The sequence below is a fragment of the Paracoccus pacificus genome (assembly GCF_042680785.1).
Taxonomy (GTDB): Bacteria; Pseudomonadota; Alphaproteobacteria; order Rhodobacterales; family Rhodobacteraceae; genus Paracoccus; species Paracoccus pacificus.
Genome location: NZ_JBHUEN010000008.1, coordinates 69,709 through 93,506 on the forward strand (window position 1 = coordinate 69,709; position 23,798 = coordinate 93,506).

25 protein-coding genes are annotated in these 23,798 nt (G+C 62.2%); 4 read left to right on the forward strand and 21 right to left on the reverse strand.

The features are described from left to right. From ACFSCT_RS03395 to ACFSCT_RS03445, 11 genes are all read right to left on the reverse strand, one after another. Positions 1-1,152 carry a TraB/TrbI/VirB10 family type IV secretion system protein gene (locus ACFSCT_RS03395; RefSeq protein WP_379140102.1) on the reverse strand — a complete coding sequence of 384 codons (1,152 nt, stop codon included), beginning with the start codon at positions 1,150-1,152 and terminating at the stop codon, positions 1-3. Beyond that, on the reverse strand, positions 1,149-2,165 hold the full coding sequence (gene trbG / locus ACFSCT_RS03400) for a P-type conjugative transfer protein TrbG (RefSeq protein WP_379140103.1): 1,017 nt from the start codon (positions 2,163-2,165) through the stop codon (positions 1,149-1,151). The genes ACFSCT_RS03395 and trbG overlap by 4 nt, the downstream gene beginning before the upstream one ends. Beyond that, positions 2,162-2,851, reverse strand: a complete 690-nt coding sequence (gene trbF / locus ACFSCT_RS03405) for a conjugal transfer protein TrbF (protein ID WP_379140104.1) — start codon at positions 2,849-2,851, stop codon at positions 2,162-2,164. Before trbF ends, trbG begins: the two co-directional genes overlap by 4 nt. Next, complete coding sequence (gene trbL / locus ACFSCT_RS03410) at positions 2,848-4,206, reverse strand: P-type conjugative transfer protein TrbL (RefSeq protein WP_113667564.1); 1,359 nt, start codon at positions 4,204-4,206, stop codon at positions 2,848-2,850. The genes trbF and trbL overlap by 4 nt, the downstream gene beginning before the upstream one ends. A gap of 3 nt (positions 4,207-4,209) precedes the next feature. Then, positions 4,210-4,497: a putative entry exclusion protein TrbK-alt gene (gene trbK-alt, locus ACFSCT_RS03415; RefSeq protein ID WP_113667565.1), complete on the reverse strand. Its 288-nt coding sequence runs from the start codon at positions 4,495-4,497 to the stop codon at positions 4,210-4,212. Positions 4,498-4,517: 20 nt separating this feature from the next. Continuing rightward, positions 4,518-5,300 carry a P-type conjugative transfer protein TrbJ gene (gene trbJ, locus ACFSCT_RS03420; RefSeq protein WP_379140106.1) on the reverse strand — a complete coding sequence of 261 codons (783 nt, stop codon included), beginning with the start codon at positions 5,298-5,300 and terminating at the stop codon, positions 4,518-4,520. Next, positions 5,297-7,753: a conjugal transfer protein TrbE gene (gene trbE / locus ACFSCT_RS03425; protein WP_379140107.1), complete on the reverse strand. Its 2,457-nt coding sequence runs from the start codon at positions 7,751-7,753 to the stop codon at positions 5,297-5,299. Before trbE ends, trbJ begins: the two co-directional genes overlap by 4 nt. A 10-nt stretch (positions 7,754-7,763) precedes the next feature. Beyond that, the gene (locus tag ACFSCT_RS03430; protein WP_094544663.1) at positions 7,764-8,045 is read right to left on the reverse strand and encodes a VirB3 family type IV secretion system protein; all 282 of its coding nucleotides are present in this window, start codon (positions 8,043-8,045) and stop codon (positions 7,764-7,766) included. Further along, complete coding sequence (locus tag ACFSCT_RS03435) at positions 8,045-8,377, reverse strand: TrbC/VirB2 family type IV secretion system protein (RefSeq protein ID WP_379140109.1); 333 nt, start codon at positions 8,375-8,377, stop codon at positions 8,045-8,047. The genes ACFSCT_RS03430 and ACFSCT_RS03435 overlap by 1 nt, the downstream gene beginning before the upstream one ends. After that, on the reverse strand, positions 8,374-9,306 hold the full coding sequence (gene trbB, locus ACFSCT_RS03440; protein ID WP_465263171.1) for a P-type conjugative transfer ATPase TrbB: 933 nt from the start codon (positions 9,304-9,306) through the stop codon (positions 8,374-8,376). Before trbB ends, ACFSCT_RS03435 begins: the two co-directional genes overlap by 4 nt. A gap of 243 nt (positions 9,307-9,549) precedes the next feature. Continuing rightward, positions 9,550-10,443, reverse strand: coding sequence for an NmrA/HSCARG family protein (locus ACFSCT_RS03445; protein ID WP_379140113.1), 894 nt, complete (start codon positions 10,441-10,443; stop codon positions 9,550-9,552). A gap of 188 nt (positions 10,444-10,631) precedes the next feature. Here ACFSCT_RS03445 and ACFSCT_RS03450 point away from each other — a divergent pair, with 188 nt between their 5' ends. Beyond that, entirely contained in the window at positions 10,632-10,946 is a 315-nt protein-coding gene (locus ACFSCT_RS03450) for a winged helix-turn-helix transcriptional regulator (RefSeq protein WP_379140115.1), read from the forward strand. Positions 10,947-10,956: 10 nt separating this feature from the next. On the opposite strand, the gene ACFSCT_RS03455 is transcribed toward ACFSCT_RS03450, so the two are convergent. From ACFSCT_RS03455 to ACFSCT_RS03480, 6 genes are all read right to left on the reverse strand, one after another. Beyond that, positions 10,957-11,439 carry a ribbon-helix-helix domain-containing protein gene (locus ACFSCT_RS03455; RefSeq protein WP_379140117.1) on the reverse strand — a complete coding sequence of 161 codons (483 nt, stop codon included), beginning with the start codon at positions 11,437-11,439 and terminating at the stop codon, positions 10,957-10,959. Between the two features lie 10 nt (positions 11,440-11,449). Next, a complete protein-coding gene (locus tag ACFSCT_RS03460; protein WP_379140119.1) occupies positions 11,450-13,435 on the reverse strand; it encodes a conjugal transfer protein TraG in 1,986 nt (661 codons plus the stop codon). 154 nt (positions 13,436-13,589) lie between these two features. Beyond that, the gene (locus ACFSCT_RS03465; RefSeq protein ID WP_379140121.1) at positions 13,590-14,516 is read right to left on the reverse strand and encodes a LysR family transcriptional regulator; all 927 of its coding nucleotides are present in this window, start codon (positions 14,514-14,516) and stop codon (positions 13,590-13,592) included. A gap of 157 nt (positions 14,517-14,673) precedes the next feature. Further along, complete coding sequence (pdxY, locus tag ACFSCT_RS03470; protein ID WP_379140122.1) at positions 14,674-15,516, reverse strand: pyridoxal kinase; 843 nt, start codon at positions 15,514-15,516, stop codon at positions 14,674-14,676. A 5-nt stretch (positions 15,517-15,521) separates the two neighbouring features. Further along, positions 15,522-16,802 (reverse strand): benzoate/H(+) symporter BenE family transporter, encoded by a 1,281-nt coding sequence (locus tag ACFSCT_RS03475; RefSeq protein ID WP_379140124.1) that lies wholly within the window; start codon positions 16,800-16,802, stop codon positions 15,522-15,524. Positions 16,803-17,035: 233 nt separating this feature from the next. Further along, complete coding sequence (locus ACFSCT_RS03480) at positions 17,036-17,818, reverse strand: sulfite exporter TauE/SafE family protein (RefSeq protein WP_379140125.1); 783 nt, start codon at positions 17,816-17,818, stop codon at positions 17,036-17,038. 87 nt (positions 17,819-17,905) lie between these two features. On the opposite strand from ACFSCT_RS03480, the gene pdxR reads away from it, so the two are divergent. The 3 genes from pdxR to ACFSCT_RS03495 all read left to right on the forward strand — a co-directional run bounded on the left by pdxR (position 17,906) and on the right by ACFSCT_RS03495 (position 21,662). Beyond that, the gene (pdxR, locus tag ACFSCT_RS03485; protein WP_379140127.1) at positions 17,906-19,369 is read left to right on the forward strand and encodes a MocR-like pyridoxine biosynthesis transcription factor PdxR; all 1,464 of its coding nucleotides are present in this window, start codon (positions 17,906-17,908) and stop codon (positions 19,367-19,369) included. A 171-nt stretch (positions 19,370-19,540) separates the two neighbouring features. Next, complete coding sequence (locus ACFSCT_RS03490) at positions 19,541-20,845, forward strand: serine hydroxymethyltransferase (RefSeq protein WP_379140129.1); 1,305 nt, start codon at positions 19,541-19,543, stop codon at positions 20,843-20,845. Beyond that, positions 20,811-21,662, forward strand: coding sequence for a YggS family pyridoxal phosphate-dependent enzyme (locus ACFSCT_RS03495; protein ID WP_379140130.1), 852 nt, complete (start codon positions 20,811-20,813; stop codon positions 21,660-21,662). The genes ACFSCT_RS03490 and ACFSCT_RS03495 overlap by 35 nt, the downstream gene beginning before the upstream one ends. 210 nt (positions 21,663-21,872) lie before the next feature. Here the strand turns inward: ACFSCT_RS03495 and ACFSCT_RS03500 are convergent, their stop codons facing one another. From ACFSCT_RS03500 to ACFSCT_RS03515, 4 genes are all read right to left on the reverse strand, one after another. Next, complete coding sequence (locus ACFSCT_RS03500) at positions 21,873-22,352, reverse strand: methylated-DNA--[protein]-cysteine S-methyltransferase (RefSeq protein WP_379140132.1); 480 nt, start codon at positions 22,350-22,352, stop codon at positions 21,873-21,875. Positions 22,353-22,583: 231 nt separating this feature from the next. Beyond that, complete coding sequence (locus ACFSCT_RS03505; protein WP_271115011.1) at positions 22,584-23,021, reverse strand: carboxymuconolactone decarboxylase family protein; 438 nt, start codon at positions 23,019-23,021, stop codon at positions 22,584-22,586. A gap of 62 nt (positions 23,022-23,083) precedes the next feature. Next, on the reverse strand, positions 23,084-23,536 hold the full coding sequence (locus tag ACFSCT_RS03510; protein WP_271115012.1) for a GNAT family N-acetyltransferase: 453 nt from the start codon (positions 23,534-23,536) through the stop codon (positions 23,084-23,086). Further along, on the reverse strand, positions 23,533-23,796 hold the full coding sequence (locus tag ACFSCT_RS03515) for a DUF1272 domain-containing protein (RefSeq protein WP_271115013.1): 264 nt from the start codon (positions 23,794-23,796) through the stop codon (positions 23,533-23,535). The genes ACFSCT_RS03510 and ACFSCT_RS03515 overlap by 4 nt, the downstream gene beginning before the upstream one ends. Positions 23,797-23,798: the final 2 nt, after the last annotated feature.

Sequence of the window (23,798 nt, forward strand, 5' to 3'; positions counted from 1 at the left end):
TCAGTTCCTGTATGGTTCGAGTACGAGATCCCTTGTCACAATCACCCGCACCGGGAAGCCCGGTCGAATGGTCAGCGTGGGCGCGACCTGCAACTGGCGCTGGACGATCTGCTGCCCGGCCTGATTGATGGTGTCCTGCGCCCCGTCGCGGATGGCGCGGATCAGGCGATCTTCGTCGTCGGTCGCCAGCTCCGTACCGATGCCGAGCAGCGTGGACAGGCCAGCGGCTTTCATCAGATCCCACCAGTGGTAATCGACCCCATCCTCCAGACCGGCATAGCCGGAAGCGTCAGCACCGGGCTGGCGCTCCAGCACGATGGAGCGGCCATTGGGGAGGATCAGGCTGTTCCAGACCAGTAGCACGCGGCGCTGCCCGAACTGCACACCGGCATCATATTGGCCGATGATCCGCGTCCCCTGCGGGATCAACAGCAACGCGCCGGTCGGGCTGTCATAGACATTTTCTGTGACCTGCGCGGTGATCTGGCCAGGCAGATCGGAACGGATGCCGGTAATCATGGCCGCCGGGATTACGGCCCCTGCCTGAAGGATATAGGGCGATGCTGGCGCCATGATCCGATCCATGGCGACGGTCTGACGGTCCACCGGGCCATTGAGAAATGCCGTGTGTCGGTCCTGTGTTGCGGGCTGACCGCCAAGGTCAAGGTCAGCAAGGCTCGGTATATTGGAGCCGGGTGTTGTCGCTGATCGCTGCCCCGACTGGAAGAACACGGTGCTGAGACGCGCAGCTTCTTCCTCGGCGAGACGGCGCTCCTCGGCAGGATCACGAGCGGGCGTCGCCATGGCGGGCGGCGTGACGGGTTGGCCCCGGTTCTGCGCGTCGAGGATCGGGCCGCCGAGATCGCCGGGCAAGGCCGGTCCCAGGACGGGGCCGGTATAGTCACGCGGCAGGCCGGACAGTCCGTCCGCCGTGGGGCGGTTCTCGGTCGAGTAAAGTTCTTCGCCGCCGCCGCTCATGTCACGGGTCTGAAGCGCATAGATCAGCGCCCCGCCGATCCCAAACAGCGCGACGGCTCCGACACCGGCCAGCATCTTGCGCGACAGGCGGGTGACACGCGGCGGTTCGGCACGCAGCCGCATTGGTGCGGTGGTGTCCGCTGCGGCTTCTACAGGGGTGGTGTCTTCGGTCATGACGGGGATTCTCCGGTCGCCTTTGCCGGCTGTGCAGCCTGCCGTTGCTCGATGCGGACGATCCTGACCGTCTGCTGACGATCACCGCTGCCAAGGCGCAGTTCGGCTGCTCCGAACAGGCGGTCCACGATCAGGATATTCTGGTGGATGCGGCTGTTGACGATCTGGGTCTCGCCATCGGAGCCGATGACGAAGATCGGCGGCATCTCGCCCTGCACGATGCCGCGCGGAAAGACGACATAGACTCGACGGCCATCGTCGAAGACGGAAATGGGCCGCCACGGCGGACTGTCTCCGGTCAAGCCATAGCGATAGTTGCGCGCCGCCTCGGCCGGGATGATCGGTGCTGCCGGAACGGTCTGGCGCTGGCCTGCCGGTTGTGCCGGATAGGCCCAGGCGACGGACGGCATGTAGAGGGCCTCACGGGCGCGCAGCTCGATCATGTAGGTGCGCCGGTCTGTCGTCACGACAAGGTTTGTCGCGATGTCCGGCCGCGTCGGCTTGACGAGGATATGGACGCGGCGTGTCGTGCCCGATCCGCTCTCCGTATCGCCGATGATCCAGCGCGCGGTGTCGCCTGCCGCAATCGGTCCCGCGCCGGTCAGGCTCTCGCCGGGTTCGAGCGCAATGGTCGTGATCTGTCCCGGCGCGGCATAGACCTGATAGAGCGCGCCTTCGCTCCACGGATAAATCTGGATGGCGTTATAGTAACCCTCGCGGCGCGGCTCGACGCGGGCGGCAGCATTGGCGTTCTCGACACGGCCCGCCGGCGTTCCGGCAGCGGTTCCGCCGCGCGCGACGGTCCATGCGGGCGGCGTGTGCAAAGGCCGGGGCCGGTCATCGGTGACGGTGGCCTGCACGACAGGCAGCGACGGCACATCGGCATCATAGCTGAACTGCGGGGTGCGGTTCGTGGCGCAGCCAGCGAGCATGGTCGCCGACAGCAGCAAAGCCGCGAAAGCGGGTTTACGGAAAGCCGGAAACGCGGCTGTGTGGAACGTCGTGGGGGTCATTGGCTCATCTCCCGCGACCATGAGATTGCGTTGACGTAGATGCCGAGCGGATTAGCGCGCAGGCGCTCGGCGTCGCGCGGCGTCTGAATCACGATGGTCAGGATCGCGGTCCAGCGTTCGGTCGTGGAAAGCTGGCCGTTCTCATAGTGCCTCTCGGTCCAGGCGACGCGGAAGCTGTCGTTCGATGCGCGGATGACGCTGGACACCTCAACGGCGACCTGTTGCCGGCCAACCTTGGTGAACGGGTCGTTGCTTCGGGCATAGTCATTGAGGGCCGCCGCGCCGCGATCCGTGGTCCACTCATAAGCCCTGAGCCAGTTCTGACGGACAATGATCGCATCGGCCGGGATCGCGCGCACCTGCTCGATGAAGCGGCCGAGATGGAACGCAATCTGCGGGTCAGTCGGGCGATAGTCGGCGTTCGCGGGCGCAACTGTCTGTGCCTGTCCGAGATTATCGACCTGCACCACCCACGGCACCACGGTCCCGCGCGCTGACTGCCAGACGAGGGCGGACGCGAAGCCGGCAGACAGGATCAGCGAGCCGAAGGCCATGAGCCGCCAGTTTTTTGCCTGCACGCGGGCCGAGCCGATGCGCTCGTCCCATGCCTGCGCGGCCTTCTGATAGGGCGTCTCGGGTTCCGGCGATTTGCCGTAATGGGTTGCCGGTCGTTTGAAGAGGCTCATGATCGGTCACTTTCGGAAAGGTTGATGGAGGAGCCGCCGCCGTGGCTGTCGCCGGAGCGCACGGCGTGGGCGGCCATGGTGGCGCCGTGGTTCACGGCCTGGGATCGCTGCATCCGCTGCGCCCAGGCCGGGGGACTGCCAGCGGGGGAAGGTGCGGCTGCGGGAGATGCGCTGGCCCCTCCGACCGTGCCTGCGGTGGATGAGCCGCCCGTCACGCCAAAGGCGGCGCGGGCGCCATCGGAGAAGCTGGATTTGACGCTTTCGGACGCTTTGGAAGCGGCGCGTTTCAGCGGTGATGCGGCGGCGGAGCCGGCGGCGCGGGCAACGCCACCGAGGCCAGATGCTACGCCTGCCGCACCGGACTGGCCGAGCGAGGCCATGCTGTAGGAGGCTGCTGCGCCTCCTGCGGCAGCGGCCCCACCCCGGACGGCGGCGGCTCCACCCGACAGAGCGGCAGCACCTCCCTTGACGGCAAGACCGGCCGCGCCGCCTGCGGCAAGGGCTGCTCCCCCAACGGCGAGGCCGGTTCCCACGGCAGCGCCAGCGCCAAGCTGCGGGCCGCCCGAAACGAGGCCGGAAGCAATGCCGGGACCAAAGATGCCGAGGCCGAGCAGCGATAGCGCGGCAAGAACGATCGCCATCGCATCATCAATGGTCGGCGTGGCACCACCGAAGCCCGCGGTGAACTGCGAAAACAGCGTCGAGCCGATACCGATGATGACGGCCAGCACCAGCACCTTGATGCCGGACGAGACGACATTGCCGAGCACGCGCTCGGCCATGAAGGCGGTCTTGCCGAACAGGCCGAAGGGGATCAGGACGAACCCCGCCAAGGTGGTCAGCTTGAACTCGATCAGCGTCACGAAAAGCTGGATCGCCAGAATGAAGAAGGCAAGCAGCACCAGCGCCCAGGCGAACAGCAGGCAGGCGATCTGGATGAAGTTCTCGAAGAACGACCAGTAGCCCATCAGGTCGGAGATGGAATCGAGCAACGGACGGCCCGCATCGAGGCCGGTCTGCGCCACCTTGCCGGGGCGCATCAGGTCGGCGGCGGAAAAGCTGGTGCCGGAGGCTTTCAGGCCGAGACCGGCGAAGCTCTCGAAGACGATCTTCGCCAGGTTGTTCCAGTTGGAAATGATGTAGGCGAACGCGCCGACGAAGAGGGTTTTCTTGACCAAGCGGGCGATGATGTCGTCATCGGCGCCCCAGCTCCAGAACAGCGCGGCGAGCGTCACGTCGATGACGATCAGCGTGGTGGCGATGAAGCCGACCTCGCCGCCGAGGAGGCCGAACCCGCTGTCGATGTAGGACGTGAATACGCCGAGGAAATTGTCGATGACGCCGGTGCCGCCCATGGTTCACTGCCCCCCATTCTGATGCGGGGCGGCGGGCACCGGCGTCCGGCCGAGAAACCGATCGCGGTTCTCGGCCCAGGTGGCGAGGCAATCGGGATCGCTCGCGGCAGCCTCGCCAAGACGCTGACAATCGCGCAGGCTCTGACGCAACGGATCGGCAGGACGCTGTAGCTCCGGCGCGGGCCTGCCGCGCGACGGCTCGTCCTTGCGGGTCATCTCGATCACCGTGGCGGTGATGGCGATGGCGACGAATATGATCGCGCCCAACCGGGCCAGCATCTTGCCGTCCATGTCACGCCCCTCCTGTCCGGTCAGTTGTTGCCGTTGCCGAACATCTGCGCGTTGCCGGGCTGGTAGCCCGATCCCGGCGTCAGGAAGCGCTCGCGCTGGACGCGGCCCTGTTCGGCGGCGGTGGCACGCTCCGCCTCGATGAGCGCCTCGGACCGGCCATTGGCAGACATCAGCGCGATCAGGTCGGAAAGCTGCTGCGACTGGAGGGCGAGAAGCTGATTGCCGGCCTGCGTGGCCTGCAATGCGCCCGTCGCGTTCTGGCTCTGGCCGACCAGCTCCGACATCTGCGTGCGGTTGGTATCGATATTGCCGACGACACCGGCCTGCACGCGCATGGCGTCCTGCAAGCCGCCGACCGTGTTCTGCCAGCGGGATCGCGCGTCGGCGACGAGCTGGCCATCGGTCGCGGACAGCGAGACATTGCCATATTGGGTCTGGAAGATCTGATCGACCTTCTGCACGTCGAAGGCGATGTTCTGGGCCTGGCTCAAGAGCTGCTGCGTGCGCTGGACGTTCTGCTGCAACGCCTGAAGCGAGGAATGCGGCAGGCTGGCCAGATTCTTCGCCTGATTGATAAGCATCTGCGCTTCGTTCTGAAGCGAGGTGATCTGGTTGTTGATCTGCTCCAGCGTGCGGGCTGCGGTGAGCAGATTCTGCGCGTAGTTGCTCGGATCATAGACAATCCGGCCGAAGCCGAATTGCGCATGGGCCGGAGTGGTCAGCACGGGTGACAGCGCGAGCGGCGCTGCCAGCATGGTCACGGCCATGAAGATTGCGCGCGAGCGGGAACGGTGAATGGTCATGGTTGAGACTCCTTCTCGGTCTGGGGGATGAGGTTGGTGAGTTCGGGGATCAGGTCGGCAGCCCATTCGATTCCGCGCAGGCGCAACCAGGCGGCAAGGAAGCCGTCGTGGCCGTGTTCCGCGACGATGCGTTCGATGGTGGTCTGGTCGGATTTGGAGGAGGCAGCGCAGAGAGCGAGACCGACTTCGGACAGGCCAAGCTCGAACAGCCGGTTGCCGCGCCGCGACTGGCAGTAGTAATCGCGCTTGGGCGTGGCCCGTGCGAGGATTTCGATCTGCCGGTCATTGAGGCCGAAGCGACGATAGATCGCGGTGATCTGTGGCTCGATCGCGCGTTCATTCGGCAGCAGCAGCCGCGTCGGGCAGCTTTCGATGATGGCCGGCGCGATGTTGCTGCCATCAATGTCGGACAGGCTCTGTGTGGCAAAGATGACGCTGGCATTCTTCTTCCTGAGCGTCTTCAGCCATTCGCGGAGTTGGTTGGCGAACCCTTCATCGTCCAGCGCCAGCCAGCCCTCGTCGATGATGAGCAAAGTCGGCCGCCCGTCGAGCCGGTCGCCGATGCGATGGAACAGATAGGCGAGCACGGCCGGAGCCGCGCCGGTTCCAACCAGTCCCTCGATCTCGAACGCCTGCACATCGGCTGAGCCGAGTTGTTCGGTCTCCGCGTCGAGCAGCCGGCCATAAGCCCCGCCAATGCAGTAAGGCCGCAATGCCTGTTTCAGATCATTGGATTGGAGCAGCACCGTCAGGCCGGTGATGGTGCGTTCTCCAACCGGGGCGGACGCCAGCGAGGTCAGCGCCGTCCAGATATATTCCTTGGTCTCGGGCGTTACGGGCACACCCTCGCGGCCAAGGATGGCGGCGATCCAGTCGGCCGCCCAGGCGCGCTCGTAGGCATCTTCAATGCGGGCGAGCGGCTGGAGCGAGACGGACGCCTCATCGCCGTCAGTCAGTCCGCCGCCCAGGTCATGCCAATCGCCGCCCATGGCAAGCGATGCGGCCCGGATCGAGCCGCCGAAGTCGAACGCAAAGACCTGAGCATCGGCGTAACGGCGAAACTGCAAGGCCATCAGGGCCAGCAGCACGGACTTGCCCGCGCCGGTTGGGCCGACGACAAGGGTGTGGCCGACATCGCCGACGTGAAGGGAAAACCGGAACGGGGTCGAGCCTTCGGTTTTACCGAAGAACAGCGGGGGCGCGCTGAAATGCTCGTCCCGTTCCGGCCCTGCCCACACGGCCGATAGCGGGATCATGTGGGCAAGGTTGAGCGTCGAGATGGGCGGCTGGCGAACATTCGCGTAGGTATGTCCGGGGATCGAGCCGAGCCAGGCATCGACGGCGTTGACGGTTTCGGGCATCGCGGTGAAGTCACGGCCCTGAATGATTTTTTCCGCGAGGCGCAGTTTTTCGTCGGCAATGCGCGGGTCGGCATCCCAAACGGTGATGGTGGCCGTGACATAGGCCATGCCGGCGACATCGGCGCCAAGCTCCTGCAACGCCATGTCCGCGTCGAGCGCCTTGTTAGCCGCATCTGTATCCACCAAGGCACTCGCCTCGTTGGTCATGACTTCCTTCAGGATCGCAGCGATGCTCTTGCGCTTGGCGAACCACTGCCGTCTGATCTTGGTCAGCAGCCGGGTCGCATCCGTCTTGTCCATGAGGATGGCGCGGGTGCTCCACCTATAGGGGAATGGCAGCCGGTTCATTTCGTCGAGCAGGCCGGGCGTCGTCGCGGTCGGGAAACCGATGATGGTCAGGACGCGCAGATGCTGGTCGCCAAGGCGCGGCTCCAGCCCGCCAGTCAGCGGCTGATCGGCGAGCAGCGCGTCGAGGTGCATCGGCACCTCCGGCACGCGAACGCGATGGCGGTTGGTCGAGATGGTCGAATGCAGATAGGTCAGCGTGCCGGCGTCATCGAGCCAGCGGCATTCCGGCATGAAGCCGTCGAGCAGCGCCAGCACGCGGTCGGTGCGGTCGATGAAACTGCGCAGTAATTCGTGGGGGTTCACGCCCGATTGCTCGCGGCCCTCATAGAGCCAGGTTTCCGCGCGGGCGGCGTCCTCGGCGGGCGGCAGCCAGAGAAAGGTCAGGAAGTAACCCGACACGAAATGCGCGCCTGCCTCCTCGAAACCGGCCTTGCGCTCGGCGTCGAGCAGCGCGGAGGCCGCTTCGGGAAATTGGCTCGCGGGATAGGTCGCGGCTTCGGAGCGTTGCGCCTCGACGAAGATGCTCCAGCCCGATCCGAGACGGCGCACGGCGTTGTTGATCCGACCGGCGACTGCGACCAGCTCGGCTGCAACGGCAGAATCCAGGTCGGGACCGCGAAATTTCGCCGTCCTCTGGAAACTGCCGTCCTTGTTCAGCACGACGCCGGAGCCGACAAGTGCTGCCCAGGGCAGGAAATCCGCGAGGCGGCTTGCGGTGCGGCGATATTCGGCAAGGTTCATCATGGCCGCGCCCTCACACAGACAGGTGGCCGGGGATGCGCAGATGCCTGCGGCCCACTTCGACAAAGAGCGGATCGCGCTTCGCGGCCCAGACGGCGGCGAAGTGGCCGATGGCCCAGATGGCGAGGCCGACCAGCCAGAGGCGGAGGCCGAGGCCCACGGCCCCAGCCAGAGTTCCATTCATGATCGCGATGGAGCGCGGTGCGCCGCCGAGTAGGATATGCTCGGTCAGCGCCCTGTGAACCGGGACAGTGAATCCCGGCACCGCGTCGAGCTGTTCGAGGCCGCCCGCCATCAGATGAGCGCCCCGCCGCCGAACGAGAAGAACGACAGGAAGAAGCTCGACGCCGCAAACGCGATGCTGAGGCCGAACACGATCTGGATCAAGCGACGGAAGCCGCCGGAACTGTCGCCGAACGCCAGCGTCAGGCCGGTGGCGATAATCACGATCACCGCGATGATCTTGGCGACCGGCCCCTCGATCGACTGAAGGATGGATTGCAGGGGCGCTTCCCAGGGCATCGACGAGCCGGATGCGTGTGCGGCGGGCGCCAGCATCAGGCTGATGGATGCGGCTGCCGCCGATGTCGCCATGAAGCGGCAGGCGCGGGAAAGTGTGGGGATCATGATGGGTCTCCTTTTGGGCTGGTTGCGGGGGTGATGGCGTAGTCGCCGTCCGATCCCAGCCCTTCGACGCGGGCGAGTTCGGCCAGCCGGCGCGCGGAACCGCGCCCGGACAGGACGGCAACAAGGTCGATGGTCTCGGCGATCAGCGCGCGCGGGACCGTGATGACGGCTTCCTGAATGAGCTGTTCGAGGCGGCGCAGCGCGCCGATGCCGGAGCCGGCATGGATGGTGCCGATGCCGCCGGGATGTCCCGTTCCCCAGGCTTTGAGCAGGTCGAGGGCTTCGGACCCGCGCACCTCGCCGATGGGAATACGATCGGGCCGCAAGCGAAGGCTGGAGCGCACCAGATCGGAGAGCGTGGCAACGCCATCCTTGGTCCGCATGGCCACAAGATTGGGCGCGGCGCATTGCAGTTCGCGTGTGTCCTCGATGATGACGACGCGATCCTGCGTCTTCGCCACCTCGGCGAGCAGCGCGTTGGTGAGCGTCGTTTTTCCGGTGGACGTGCCGCCCGCGACAAGGATGTTGGCGTGGGACGCGACGGCTTCGCGGAGAGTCACGGCCTGATCGGCGGACATGATTCCGGCCGCCACATAGTCGTCGAGCGTGAACACCGCCACGGCGGGTTTACGGATGGCAAAGGCGGGTGCGGCGACGACAGGAGGCAGAAGCCCCTCGAACCGTTCGCCGGTTTCCGGCAGTTCTGCGGAGACGCGGGGGGCGCGGGCATGGACTTCCGCACCGACATGATGCGCGACCAGTCTCACGATGCGTTCACCATCGGCGGGCGATAGTGTTTCGCCCGTATCGGCCAGCCCTTCGGACAGCCGGTCGATCCAGATGCGACCGTCGGGGTTCAGCATCACCTCGATGACAGCCGGGTCTTCGAGAAACCGCGCAATGGATGCGCCAAGCGCTGTGCGCAGCATCCGAGCGCCGCGCGCAATAGCCTCCGGTTTATGGTGATGTGTCGTCATCTCGGCCCCAATTCAGGCGGGGCGCTACAGACGGACCCCGCAATGGGGTCGATTAAGAAAGCCTGAAATTGGGCCGATTCAACAAGTATTTACGCGCGTGCGGGCATCGGCGGCTATCGGCGGTAAATAGGACGGGTGGCGTCGTGGCAGACTACCCGCCGCATGCAGCAGATTCTTAGGTTGGTGAGGCTGGAATCAATTCGATGGGTCCGTCGCCCCCAAAGCTTCCTTAAATGCTGCTCGCCCGCTGCTCGCGAGCCAGGAACGCAGACTGAGCAGGTCCGGGTTGATTTCCCGCATGACATCGAGGTCGACCCTCTCCGAAAGCGGCCCGTCTTCTAGGCTCTTTGCCATATGCGCCAGGTCCGCATTTGCTGCGAGAACATCATCGGGAAAGCGATCATAGGTGATCTTACGACCAGCAGCTTCGGTGAAGGCAGTCTCAAGCTCGCGGCCGGTTACCCGGTCGCTGGCAATCTTCATGGTCTTGCCGCCGAAACGGGTCTTGTCGGCGAACACGGCCGCCACAAATTTGCCGATGTCATCCACGGCGGTAAGGTGGATCGCGTGATCCCGTCGGATCAGCGACACCAACCGGCTCTGATCCAGGCCAAAACCCGGCCGCACCAGCATCTCCATAAAGATCATGGGGCGAATGATGGTGGTCGTGATGGGGAGGTTGCGGACATGCGCCTCGATGCGGGGCTTGGCGTCGAAGCGTGGCACGCCCGTCAGCGCGTCCCCGGCGCTGGCGCCTGAGGAATATACGAAGTGCTCGATACCGGTTTCGGCAGCGATATCCGCAATCGCGGCTCCATGACGGACTTCGTCGTCAGCAGTGAGGTCGCCCGGCAGCACGCTGAAGACACCATGAGCACCCTTCATGGCCGCGCGGATGGCATCCCTATCCTCGAAAGAGCCTTGAAAGAGCTCGGCGCCTGCATTCTGGAGCGTCAAGGATACGCGCGCGGCGGCGTCCAATACAAACGCACGAACGGGCCACCCTGCCTTCAGCAAGGCTGTGGCGGTCGATCCCCCCTGCCGCCCGGTGGCACCGAAAACTAAAATGGGTCTTTTGTCATCGTTCATTGGATACCCTCGCATGGAACAAGGGCTATCCATATATACCAATATAAATCTGCCGGAAGACGGCACATTTTTCAGCATCAGGCACAAGGATTATACCCTTGGATAAACAAATACATGCCGACGCCCCACAAAGGTCTGGGGACAGCCGGGGGTTCACGCCCATTCCAGCAAACGGTGTCTGTGCACTGTTGAGCGACAAGTGGACCATTCCTGTCCTTTGGCGGCTTTCACTCGCGGGGGAACATCGGCTCCGCTTCTCAGCGATCAAAAAGGAGGTGGACGGCATCACGCAGCGCATGCTGACACTTACGCTCCGCAACCTTGAGCGCGATGGGCTGGTTACCCGCTATTATTTCCCGGAAGTGCCGCCGCGTGTCGAATATGAACTGACCGACATGGGCATCGGAGCTTTGCGTGCCCTTGAGGTATTTAACTTCTGGGTCCAGGACAACATGCATTCCATCAGAGAGCACCGCCGCGCTTACGAAGAACTGAGATTGTAGGTCTGTTTCGTTAAGGCCCACCGCCGGAAGCGGACATGCCGTCTGTCTGGTCATCTTCATTCACCCCTGCCGGGGGCTCGTGGGAAAGCTCGATGTCGCGCGACAGTTCCTTCAGGAACCTGTCTCCACTCGCCAGCCTGCGGCCAAGGTTCTGCATGAAGCCCTCGAACCGCTCGTTGCCCTTGATCCGTGCGGATTGCTTGGCACTGTCCGGCAACGGCGGGGTCATCGTTAGCCAGAGATGGACGAACAAAGAGAGCGTCTCGCCGAGCACGGCGAGATCTTCATCCAGCGTGCCAATCTGTCGGCCGATCTTGTCGAGGCGGCGCGACATGGCTGCTTCCAGCCGATCCGACGTGTCGCCCGACAGGAAGGATGCGACGGCCGCCTCGACGATGGCGGACTTCGAGACCTGCCGGCGCAGCGACAGCGCCTCGACCTGTTTGAGCAGTTCCGGGTCGAAATAGACATTCATGCGGGTGCGGGTCGTCATTGGCTCCCCCTCAAAGCTCGATGCCATCATCAGGATTCATGGACGCCTGCCGGGCGATCATCCGCATCCGCGACCGCAGCGCGCGGGCCTTGGCGGCGTCCACATCCGGCTCGTCGTCCAGAATGTCGAACTCCTGGGCTGGCGATGTCGGCGGCGGGACGATTTCCTCATGCTCGTGCAATTCCGGTTCGCGGCGGATACCCGCATTGTCGGGATCGCCCTCCGCGTCGCTGGCGGCGGGCGCAGCAGACTGGTCCGCCGCTACGATGACGCGGCTCGTCCAGTCGTCGGTTGCCGGCTTCGTTGCTGGAACGGATGGCAGTTCGGGTGGCGGCAGGATTCGCTCCTGCAATCGCGCGTCCTCGAAATAGCGGGCCTTCTTCGCCCGGATCGGCGGCGTGCCCGCCACCATGACGATCTCGTCGGCGGGCGGAAGCTGCATGATCTCACCGGGGGTCAGCAGCGGCCGCGCAGTCTCCTGCCGCGAGACCATCAGATGTCCGAGCCAGGGCGCGAGGCGATGGCCGGCATAGTTGGTGGAATCGCGCATTTCGGTCGCGGTGCCGAGCGAGTCCGACACGCGCTTGGCGGTGCGCTCGTCGTTGGTCGCAAAGGCGACGCGCACATGGCAGTTGTCGAGGATGCTGTTGTTCGGCCCGTAGGCGCGCTCGATCTGGTTGAGCGATTGGGCGATGAGGAAGGATTTGAGGCCGTAGCCAGCCATAAAGGCGAGCGCGGACTCGAAAAAATCCAACCTGCCCAATGCAGGAAACTCGTCCAGCATCATGAGCAGGCGATGCCGCTTGCCGGAAAGGGTCAGTTCCTCGGTCAACCTGCGGCCGATCTGGTTGAGGATGAGCCGGATCAGCGGTTTGGTCCGGTTGATGTCGGACGGCGGGACGACAAGGTAGAGCGTGACCGGCCGGCGGCTGCCGACCAGATCGGCAATCCGCCAGTCGCAGCGGTCTGTGACGCGCGCCACGACCGGATCGCGATAGAGGCCGAGAAACGACATGGCAGTGGACAGCACGCCCGACCGCTCGTTCTCGCTCTTGTTCAGCAGTTCGCGCGCCGACGAGGCGATGACTGGATGAACGCCAGCTTCGCCCAGATGCGGCGTGTCCATCATCGCACGCAAGGTTGCTTCAACCGGGCGACGAGGATCGGACAGGAAGTTGGCGACGCCGGACAGGGTTTTGTCCTTCTCGGCATAGAGGACGTGCAGGATCGCCCCGACAAGCAGGCTGTGGCTGGTTTTTTCCCAATGGTTGCGCTTATCGAGGCTGCCTTCGGGATCGACCAATATGTCCGCGATATTCTGCACGTCGCGGACTTCCCACTCGCCCTGCCGCACCTCCAGCAACGGATTATAGGCGGAGGACTTGGCGTTGGTCGGATCGAACAGCAGCACGCGACCGTGCCGAGAACGGAAGCCCGCTGTCAGGGTCCAGTTCTCACCCTTGATGTCGTGGACTATGCAGCTTCCCGGCCAGGTCAGCAGCGTCGGCACGACAAGGCCGACGCCCTTGCCAGACCTCGTGGGGGCGAAGCATAGGACGTGCTCCGGCCCGTCGTGGCGCAGATAGTCCCGGTAGTATCGGCCGAGCAGGACGCCGTCGGGGCCGAGTAGTCCCGCGCTGCGGATTTCCTTGTCCTCGGCCCACCGTGCAGAACCGTAAGTGGCGACGCCGCGAGCTTCGCGCGCCCGGATGATCGACATGAGGATGGCGGCGGCAATGGCGAGGATACCGCCCGACGTGGCGATGGCCGCACCCTCCATGAAAATCGCGGGTGCATAGGCGTCGAAGGAGAACCACCACCAGAAGAAGGCGGGCGGATGATAGAATGGCCAACCGGCCAGATCGAACCAGGGGTTTCCGAGCTGGGGCTGAAAGCCGAGCCGGAACGCCACCCACTGCGTCGCGGCCCATGTCATCATCATGACAATGGTGAAGACGACGGCTATTTGCCCCCAAAGTATTCGACCTCCGCGCATCGTGACTCCGATCAGAAAAATTGATGGAGCCGATCAGAGAATGGGCGATTAGGGATGCAGCAACAGTAAAAGTGTTGCGGTAGGGTCGCCGGATACTATTGGCGGCAAATAGGATGGGTTGCAGCGGCACTATTGCGGCACTGTTCGGGATGGTTTACCGCGAATCAGGTTTTGACCGTGGGCTGCTCAATTTCGACGCTAAAGCCAGCAGTTTAGTCAGCGAGGGATCGCGGTTTTGTGGCGACCAGACTGCGGAAAAGGCGATAGTTTCAGGTTCGTCGCTGATCGGTAGAAAGATAACATTCGCTGCTCTGCCTGCTGTCCCTTCCTCGACAAAAAGCGAAATGCCATGCCCGGATGCAATCATTGACAAGAGTGCCGTGCGCCCGATGTCGACGCGTTGCAGCGGCGGCATAAGCCATTTTCCGGCTGAGCGCAGTAGGATCAGGCCCTGAACCTGGGGGCCTGTGCCGCCGTGGCGGACGAGGAATGTCTCCTCTGCAAGTTGTCGCCATTCGACATCTTGCTGGGCTGCCAACGGGTGCCTCACCGATAGCGCCACCATCAGGCGGTCATGCCAGATGACGCGGGAATGGAGGTCAGGGATTTCATGAGTGCAGGCCATGAAGGCGAGGTCTAGCCGGCCATCACGCAACATGAGCTGCGCCTCGCGCGCTGTGCTTTCGGTTATGTGCAGGCGGATACCTGGATGCTCATCGTAGAACCGGCGGAACAGACGATCGAGGATGGAGTCCGATGTTAGAGCATGAACCCCGATGCGAAGGTCGCCGTCCTCGCCGCGTGCCTGCATCCCGGCTGTCATGATCGCGTGATCGATGATGCCTAAGGCATCGCGAACCTGATCGACAAAACGGTGTCCGGCTCTAGTCAGCCGGACGCCGCGAGTGTTGCGGTCGAAGAGCACAACGCCAAGGTCTGCCTCCAGCGCCTTGATGCGGGCGCTGACGCTCGACTGGCTGGTGCCGAGCGCCTGTGCGGCGCGATGGAAGCTGAGATACTCGGCAACGGCCAAGGTCTGGATCAGCGCGATCATCGGGATGCGCACGCCGAAAACTGACAACGGGGCGTCTGTTGGCCGATGTCGTCGCTGGCGCCGCATTCCTAGACCTCGGCGTTATGGATTTGCCGAGATGCGGTTTCAGCGCAAACACGATGCCGAGAAAGGGAAGAAAGCCTAGTGTGGCGGTCGAGCGCCAGCGTTTTGCTGAAAAACGTCCTCATGCGACGTCAACTACATTGGAAGCCAGCAAGCCGATGTTTTGAGCGAGCTGCATTTCGTGCTCACCCGATGCGATGGTGCTTTGAAGGACGTCGTGCACAACCTTTGCGGCGTCGCTCGCAGCCTCCATCAAGGGCCGACCATTTGCCAGGTTGGCCGTCAGAAGACCCGTGAAAAGGTCTCCTGTTCCAACGGGCACGATTGGCAGTCGAGGGGAAATTAATCGAGCCGGTTGTTTCCCGTCGAAAACAACATTCTCAAGTGAATTTCTTGGTGTGTCCGTGAATGCGCAGCCCGTTACAATAAGGCTGGCGTTTCGATATGCGCGGACATGCGACGCACCAAGTTCCAATTGGCTCCATGACGACGACGAGTTCCGAGCAATAAGGCCGAGTTCAAATTGATTAGGGGTCAGGATGTCTGCGAGCGGCACGAGATGGTCTAGCAGACATTCGATGACTTGATCGGCGACGAATACGCCGAGATTAGAATCTCCCATTACCGGGTCACAAATATAGGTGATGTCAGGGTTGATTTGCCTGGCTCGCTTGACGAAGGCCGCGACGACCTCGCCATTAGCCCGCGAACCTAGGTAGCCGGAAACGATGTATCGGCTTGTCTCGATTAGGCCTCGCTCTTCTACGCCGCGTAGGAGATCTCCGACGAGTTCCGATTCCAGAACCCGTCCTCGCATCGTCTCGAAGCCGGGGTGGTTGGATAGCAACGTCGTCGGCACTGCGGCGACATTGAGTCCTCGTGCCTGCATAGGCAGAACGGCGGCGCTATTGCCGACGTGCCCATGCACGACCTGGCTCTGGATCGAGATAATGGACGTCGCCATTGGCATTACTCCGCTGCGCTCTCGCTCGGGGCAAGCTCGGTGCGCCGCTTTGGCAGGCGACCATTCAGAACGGCATATGAGAACAGGCCGATCACAAGCCCCCAAAATGCACCGCCTATGCCGAGCATGGTGATGTTCGCGGCAGATGCGAGAAAGGTAATAAGTGCCGCTTCGCGGGAGGCCGGAACGGCCATGGCTCCAGCGAGACTTCCGCCGATGGTGCCGAGCAATGCCAAGCCGGCAAGTGTGGTAATAAAGGTCGCCGGGAATGCCATGAATACGGCTGCAAGCGTCACGCCAAATATGCCGACGAGCACATAGAACACACCTGCCGCGATCCCGCCGATCCAGCGTTTGGACGGATCTTCGTGCGCTTCTCGTCCCGTAACGATCGCTGCGGTGATCGCTGCGACGTTGAAAGCATGCGAGCCGAACGGCGCCATGAGCAGCGACCCTAGACCCGTCACGGTGACGATGGGGTTGGCGCTCGTCTTGAACCCATCGTTGCGCAACACCAGCATCCCCGGCATGTATTGACCGGTGAGCGTGATGAGGAACAGCGGCAGCGCTACACTCAACAGGGCGTTCAGCGAGAATTCGGGCATCGTGAACACGGGCGCAGCGAATTTGAGTTGCAGCCCGGTCAGATCGACACGATCCTGCACCAGCAGGAAGACAAGACCGATCAGCAAAATGCCCACGACAGCGTAGCGCGCTGTAAAGCGCTTGAGCAGCACATAGGTCACGATCAGCAGGCCGACCAGAACCGGATCGACACTCGCGCCGCCGAAGGCTCCGATGCCAAATTGCAGGAGAATGCCTGCAAGAAGCCCGGAAGCGATGCCGGGAGGAATAAGTCGGATGACTTTCTCGAAATAGCCTGAGAGACCCAAGGCCACGAAGGCGGCCGCTGAAATGATGTAAGCCCCTATCGCTTCGGGGTAGGATGTCGTCGCAAGGGCTGTGACCAGAAACGCGGCTGCCGGTGTCGACCAGGCGGTGATGATCGGTTCTCGGTATCGCCAGCTCAGGATGATGCCCGTCAGGCCGACACCGATTGAGACGGACCAGACCCACGAGGCGGTGAGTTCAGGACTGAGACCAGCAACGCGCGCCGCTTGGAAGACCAGAATAAACGTGCCGCCATAGTTGACGATGACGGAAATCAGGCCCGCGACTATGGGGTGTGTAAGGTCTTTCAGTTGAATGGGGGACGATGATGAACTCGACTGCATGTTTCGGGCGACTTTCTTGAGATCGGGCGCTGAGGCAAAGAACAGCCTCACCTCTACCCCATCAATGGCAGGATGCGCCCTGCCATTTATCTCAAGTGATGCAGGCCATTCTTATTGGCGGCATTCATCCGATATCTGTTGAGTTGCGGGTCGCTTGGCAGGCTGAGCGGACTGGATGGTCGGGGATGGTCATCGCCCTGCGACCGGCGCGGGTCGGGAGGCGTCTATTCGCCCTTAGCGCATGACGCTGAGAAGATGCCGGTCAGAAGACGGTGAGTTAGAGATCAGGTGAGTTCGCGCAATGTCAGCAGAGCACCGGAAGCGAACATCAGCCAAATGAGGAGCCAACGAAATTGATGGTCAGTTAGCCGACGGAAAACGGCAATGCCGATCTGTGATGCGATGAGAGTTGCCGGAAGCGCAACGGCTATCATTATAAGCGTGTCGCTCGAATAGTATCCCTGCCAGGCAAAAAGGACGGTGGCGATGCCAAGGATCACGACGTTGTAGGGTCGAAGAACCGCGCTGGTTTCGCCCTTGCTCCAGGGTTGCAACGCGCACCACATCGTCGGCAGCGCTCCAGAAAGAGAGGCAGCGCCTCCAAGGATGCCTCCGAGAAATCCGACGAGCGAGTCCGCAACAGGCAGGGGACGCTGGATTTGAGGCAATGATCGGCGGAGGACAAAAAATGCGCCATACAGGAGCATGAAGCCTGCGATCACGAGCTTCAGCACGGCTGCGCTTATAAAACTGAGAACCGCCAGGCCGATCGGCAGCCCGAGGATCGCAGGTAGTAGAAATCGAGAGAGTCTCCCGTTCCCCCGGAGTTCCCTACGGGTGAACCATATGCTTTGGACGCCGCTAACCACAGACATTGCAGCAGCGATGGAAACCGCCTGCCACGGCGGCATAACCTGAAGCCAGATGCCGAGGGAGAGCAGTGCTGTGCCAAAGCCGGCCAGCCCGTTGATGAAACCGCCTGCCGCCGCGCCGGCCAGCAGAGCAAGGATTACTTCAAGCGACACTTCAATATTTTTCCAAGACGGTGACGATTCGTTGCAGACCATTGTTCTACCAGTATAATGGACTGACAACACCCGCCACTTCTCAGGATGGAATCAGACCAATTGTTTAAGCACTCCCAACTGGAATCCGTGAAGGCGTGGCTGGCGCATCCCTCCCATGCAGCTATGCCGCTTCATGCGCGGATACAGCGTGCGATCAGACAGTTGATTCTGGATGGCGCACTCGGCGCCGGTAAACCGCTTCCCGCCTCGCGAGCGCTTGCAGCATCTCTGGGCGTGTCGCGGGACACGATTGAATCTGCCTACACTCAGCTTCACGCTGAGGGGTTTATCGAGCGACGTGTCGGCAGCGGCAGCTTTGTCGCTGAGATGACCGAGTTCGCTCCCGGACAGCGACGATCGAGACGCGATGCCTTGTTGCGTAATCAGGCTCCGAACCTGAGCAAACGCGGGGCAGCGATGTTCAACGGCGGTGGCGTGCGCTCCATGTTGACCCCGAGAGCGTTCACGCACGGCATACCCGAGACACGCACATTTCCAATCCAGCTGTGGGAGCGGTTGGAGCGGCAGGTCTTGAAAGACTATGGAACCAAGGCGCTGCTTCATGGCGATCCCCAGGGGGCCGAACCACTCAGGCGGGCTATAGCGGACTATGTGAATCTTGAACGTGGCGCTCGCGCGACGGCGGATCGCGTGCTGGTGCTGACCAGTTCGCAACAAGCCATGATGCTTTGCGCCAGCATGTTGCTCGATCCTGGCGACCGGATATTTATTGAAGACCCAGCCTATCATGGGGCGCGAAAGGCTTTTGATGCTGCAGGCCTGGAATGCGTGCCTGTGCGGGTGGACCGGCAGGGAATCGTTGTAGAGCAGATCATGGATGATCCGCGCGGGGCAAAGGCTGTTTCCCTCACGCCTTCCCATCAGTTCCCGACCGGGGCGAAGCTGGCGCTCGATCGCCGCCTGGCGCTGATCGAATGGGCCGCACGGCATCAGGCCTGGCTTCTCGAAGACGATTACGACAGCGAGTTTCATTACAACGGCAAGCCAACGGCGTGCGTTCAGGGCCTCGATCCTCACGACCGGACAATCTATATCGGCACTTTCACCAAGTCGCTCTTCCCGAGCTTGCGGATCGGTTACGTCGTGCTTCCGCCGCAACTGGTCAAACCCATGACCGTGGCGCGCACATTGCTCGACGGTCATACTGCTCTAATTCCGCAATTGACCTTGGCGCGCTTCATGGATGGCGGACATTTCGGGGCGCATGTCCGCACTATGCGAGGCATCTATGCCGAACGCCTTGAAGCATTGACGAACCTCGTTGAGCAGCACCTTTCTGAATTTGTCGAGGCCCGCGTCCCCATGGGCGGCTTGCAGATGCCCTGCATTCTGACATGCGACTTATCAGAACGTGCGGCGATTGATGCGGGCCGTCGCGTCGGGATCGAACTGTTCGGCCTGTCGGGTCTGCACGCGTCCGAAAATGCCAAGGCCGGATTTTTGATGGGGTTTGCCGCCTACACCCCCGAGGAACTGGAGATGGCCGTGAAGAAGCTGGCTGACGTGTTGCGTTCGACCATCCGCAACTAGGCGAGCTAGACCCGCTCCCTCCAAGAATCGCCAAACACAATTGGCCTGCACCATATGCAGGAAATGGATGGGCGCAACATACCACTGATCTGATAGGGCTGCGCTGACAGCCCGCCGCGTCGCGTCGATGCGGCAGCGCACAAACGCGCCCTAGCGACAAGGAGATCAGGGATGGAAGCAATGGCCGTGCAGCACCTAAGTCAGTCCAACAGCGCCGGTGGCATCCGAAAAGAAAGCCTCACAAGCGCCGATAGTGCGGTATTTGCGGCGATTGCCGACGAGCGGCACCGCCAACTCAATTCCATCGAATTGATCGCTTCCGAGAATTTCGTCAGCCCTTCTGTTCTGGAGGCGCAAGGCTCGATCCTCACCAACAAATATGCTGAAGGCTATCCGCATCGCCGCTATTATGGGGGCTGCGCGAATGTGGATGTGGTTGAAGACCTCGCCATCGAGCGCGTGAAGCAGCTTTTCGGCTGCGACTTTGCCAACGTGCAACCCCATTCCGGCAGCCAGGCCAATCAGGCGGTGTTCCTCGCGCTGCTTTCACCCGGAGACACGATTCTCGGCCTCGACCTGAAGGCCGGCGGGCATCTCACCCATGGGGCATCCGTGAACATATCAGGCCGCTGGTTCAACGCCGTCAGCTACGGGGTCGGCCCGGACAGCCATGTCATCGACATGGATGAGGTGGCCGAGGCTGCGCGCACGCACCGTCCGAAGCTTTTGATCGCCGGCGGATCAGCCTATCCGCGCACGCTTGATTTCGCACGCTTCCGGCAAATCGCCGATGAGGTGGGTGCAATCCTGATGGTCGATATGGCGCATTTTGCCGGGCTGGTGGCAGGCGACGCGTATCCCTCGCCATTCCCGTTCGCTCATGTTGTGACTTCGACGACCCACAAGACCTTGCGTGGGCCACGCGGCGGCTTCGTCCTGACCAATGATGCCGAGATTGCGAAGAAGATCAATTCGGCGACATTCCCCGGCCTACAGGGCGGCCCGCTCATGCACATCATCGCCGCCAAGGCCGTTGCTTTCGGCGAAGCGCTGCAACCCGACTTCAAGATCTATGCGCGCCGCGTGGTCGAGAATTGTCAGATACTCGCCCAGACTCTTTCCGATGGCGGTTTGGCGATTACCTCGGGCGGGACAGACTGCCATCTCGCCGTCGTTGATCTTCGGCCGCTTGGCGTCACGGGCAATATTGCCGAAAAGGCGCTGGAATCGGTCGGCATCACGCTCAACAAGAACGCCATTCCAAACGACCCCGAAAAGCCGATGGTGACGTCCGGCGTCCGTGTCGGCAGCGCGGCGGGAACCTCGCGCGGCTTCGGACCCGACGAATACCGGACGATCGGAACCCTCATGCTTGACACGTTGCAATCGGTCCGCGCCGATACGCTCGATGCCGACCGCGCGCGTATCAGCGGACAGGTGCATGAATTGGTCGCGCGCTTCCCGCTCCCCTACTGACGATGACGGTGCGGGGACGACGTTTAAAATGACGCAGCACGGTGTTGAACTTTCCATGGAGGACATCGCCCGCTTCGGTGGCGATCCCTCCAGCGCCTTCGCCGCCAACCTTCAGGCGGTCAAGGCGCGTATAGAGGCCGCGAGCTTTCGCCGCGGACGCAAGCCGGAGGATGTTCGCCTGCTGCCCGTCACCAAGACGGTTCCCGCCCATATCCTGCGCCTCGCATATGCGGCGGGCATCAGCGACTTTGGAGAAAACAAGTTGCAGGAGGCCAGAGACAAACAGGCGCTCCTTGCTGATCTGAACATCCGCTGGAGCATCATCGGTCATCTCCAGACCAACAAGGTGAAATATCTGGTTCGCTTCGCTTCGGAGTTCCATGCACTCGACAGCATCCGTCTGGCAGAGGAACTGAATCGCCGCCTGGATGCCGAGGGCCGCGATCTCGACGTCTTCGTTCAGGTGAACACCTCGGGAGAGGCAAGCAAATATGGATTGCACCCGGATGAGCTGATGGCATTCGTCGAGCGGTTGCCGGATTATCCCCGGCTGAAGCCGCAAGGGCTGATGACACTTGCCATTCTGAGCGGCGAGGCTGAACGGGTGCGAACCTGTTTCCAGTTGTTGCGCAGCTTGAGGGACCGAGCCGTCTCAGTTCATGGTGGCCTATCGCGGCTGTCCATGGGCATGTCCGGTGACTTTGAGATCGCCATCGAGGAAGGCGCGGACGTCGTGCGGGTCGGGCAAGCCATCTTTGGCGCCCGCCCCACTCCGGACGGGCACTATTGGCCCGGGCTGGTCCCGGAAAGCCCTTAGCCAGTTGACGCAGAAAAGTGACGACATGCCGCCGTGCTGCGGGCGTGTTCGCAACAACGCTGCTCTCATCTCGCTCGACGTGCGTGCAAGCGGCGTCAAAGAGCTACGGGGCCTATGAGTCGAACGGTATTGGGTGAGCGACGTTGTGATAGAACCGCTATCGGGTTCCAAAAGAGTCCCCTTCTTCTGGTCGCAGTTGTTCGCGCCCAATCAGATCTTCTCGATGCCGAGGAGGTATTCCTTGGCTGCGAGTCCGCCCGCGAAGCCGGTGAGCGAGCCGCCTTTGCCGATGACGCGATGGCAAGGAGCTACGATCGAGATCGGGTTTTTTCCGTTCGCGGCGCCGACAGCGCGACAGGCACTCGGCCTGCCAATAGCAACAGCGATCTCGCTATAGGTCCGGGTTTGCCCGAATGGGATCTTCAGGAGTTCGGACCATACCTGCTTTTGAAAGGACGTGCCCGAGAATTCGAGCGGCAGATCGAACGTTTTCCGCGCGCCTGCGAAATACTCGGCGAGCTGGCGCTCGGTTTCTAAAAGGACGGGGTGGAAGGCGTCTTCGACGAGGGACGCCAGACGCACACGCTTCGGATCGTCGTTTTCCCAAAGGATCGCGGCTAGTGCAGCGTCCGTGGCGGCTAGTTTGAGCCGGCCCACTGGCGTCGCGACCGACTTGAATGCATAGGTCATGTGCGTTCTCCCGATGGTTATTTTGGGTGGTGATGTGCAGATGGCCGGCTTGTCGCGCCATTTGCTGGCGTCTCGCAGGAAGGCGAAGCCTATTGGCTTGTCTATCGGCCCTCGTAGCGCCGCGCCTTGAGGATTACCCGGTTCCGTCAATGGATGCTGGCTGCCTTCGGAAGCGCGCCCGGCGAACCGGCAGATACCATCAGGGCGAGAGTGCGGTGAGGTGTTTTCGTCTTAGCGGTGAACGAGCCGCGAACTGACAGCTATCCGGTTCCAAATGTTGATGGTGCCGATCGCGACGATGAGCTGTGCGATCTGTTCCTCGGAGAAGTGCGCGCGCAGGGCTTCATAGGCGCTGTCAGATGCGCCGGTTTGCGCGATCAGCGTCAGACTTTCGGTCCATTCCAGCACGGCGCGCTCGCGATCGTCGAACAGCGGAGATTCACGCCAGACGGAAACGAGATGCAGCTTTTGGGCCGGTATCCCATCGGCAAGCGATTCCTTGACGTGCATATCGACGCAATAGGCACATCCGTTGATCTGCGATGCCCTCAGCTTGATGAGGTGGAGCAGATCAAGGTCGATGCCGGATTGTTTGACCTTCGTGTCGAGCGCGAGCACGGCAGCATAAAGGTCCGGTGTGATCTGGGATACGTTCAGTCGTTGCTTCAAAGTAACGTCCTTCTTGTGGGTGGCGCCGCAACCTATGCTTTTGAATGGCTTCGATTGGGCAGTTAGTGCTGGAGCCGCATCCGATAGCGAACGAAATCGTCGGCTTCGACGAATTCGTCGTAGAGGCGTCGGGCGGGATTATTCTCCCGCGTATGCCAATACAGGGTTGACCAGCCCTGCGCCGTGCCGCGATCGACCAGATCCCGTATCAACGTCCTGCCGATGCCTTGGCCACGGCTTGCCGGATCGACAAAGAGGTCTTCAAGATAGCAGATCGGGCCGGCTACCCATGTTCCTTCATGCAGAACGCTGAGGCTAAACCCTACAGGGGTGTCACCAATCAGGGCAATGCGACCGAGGAGAGGTGAAGCGGGATCGAGCGTGCGTTGCCAGGTTCGAGACGTAATCTCGGGGGCAACGCTTGTTTCATAAAAGCTGTTATAACCGTCCCAAAGACCGCGCCAATCAGCTTCGTCGGAAGGCCGCATATCTCGGACGCTGATCGTCTCGCTCATCTCGGAGGCCCCTCTTGTTTCTCTTCGCGGCATTTTGCGTTCAAGACGCGGTTAGTCGACGCCGGATGTTTCAGGAGCAACGCCGACGGTCGGATCGGACGTGGGACGAGATTGCCGCCGCAGTTGAGGCAATTTCCACCGGGAAACGACTCGGCGCACGTCGCGCAGTAGGTGCATTCAAAAGTGCAGATGCGGGCATCTTCGCTCTCTGGCGGTAGGTCGCGGTCGCAGCATTCGCAGTTCGGGCGCAGTTCAAGCATGG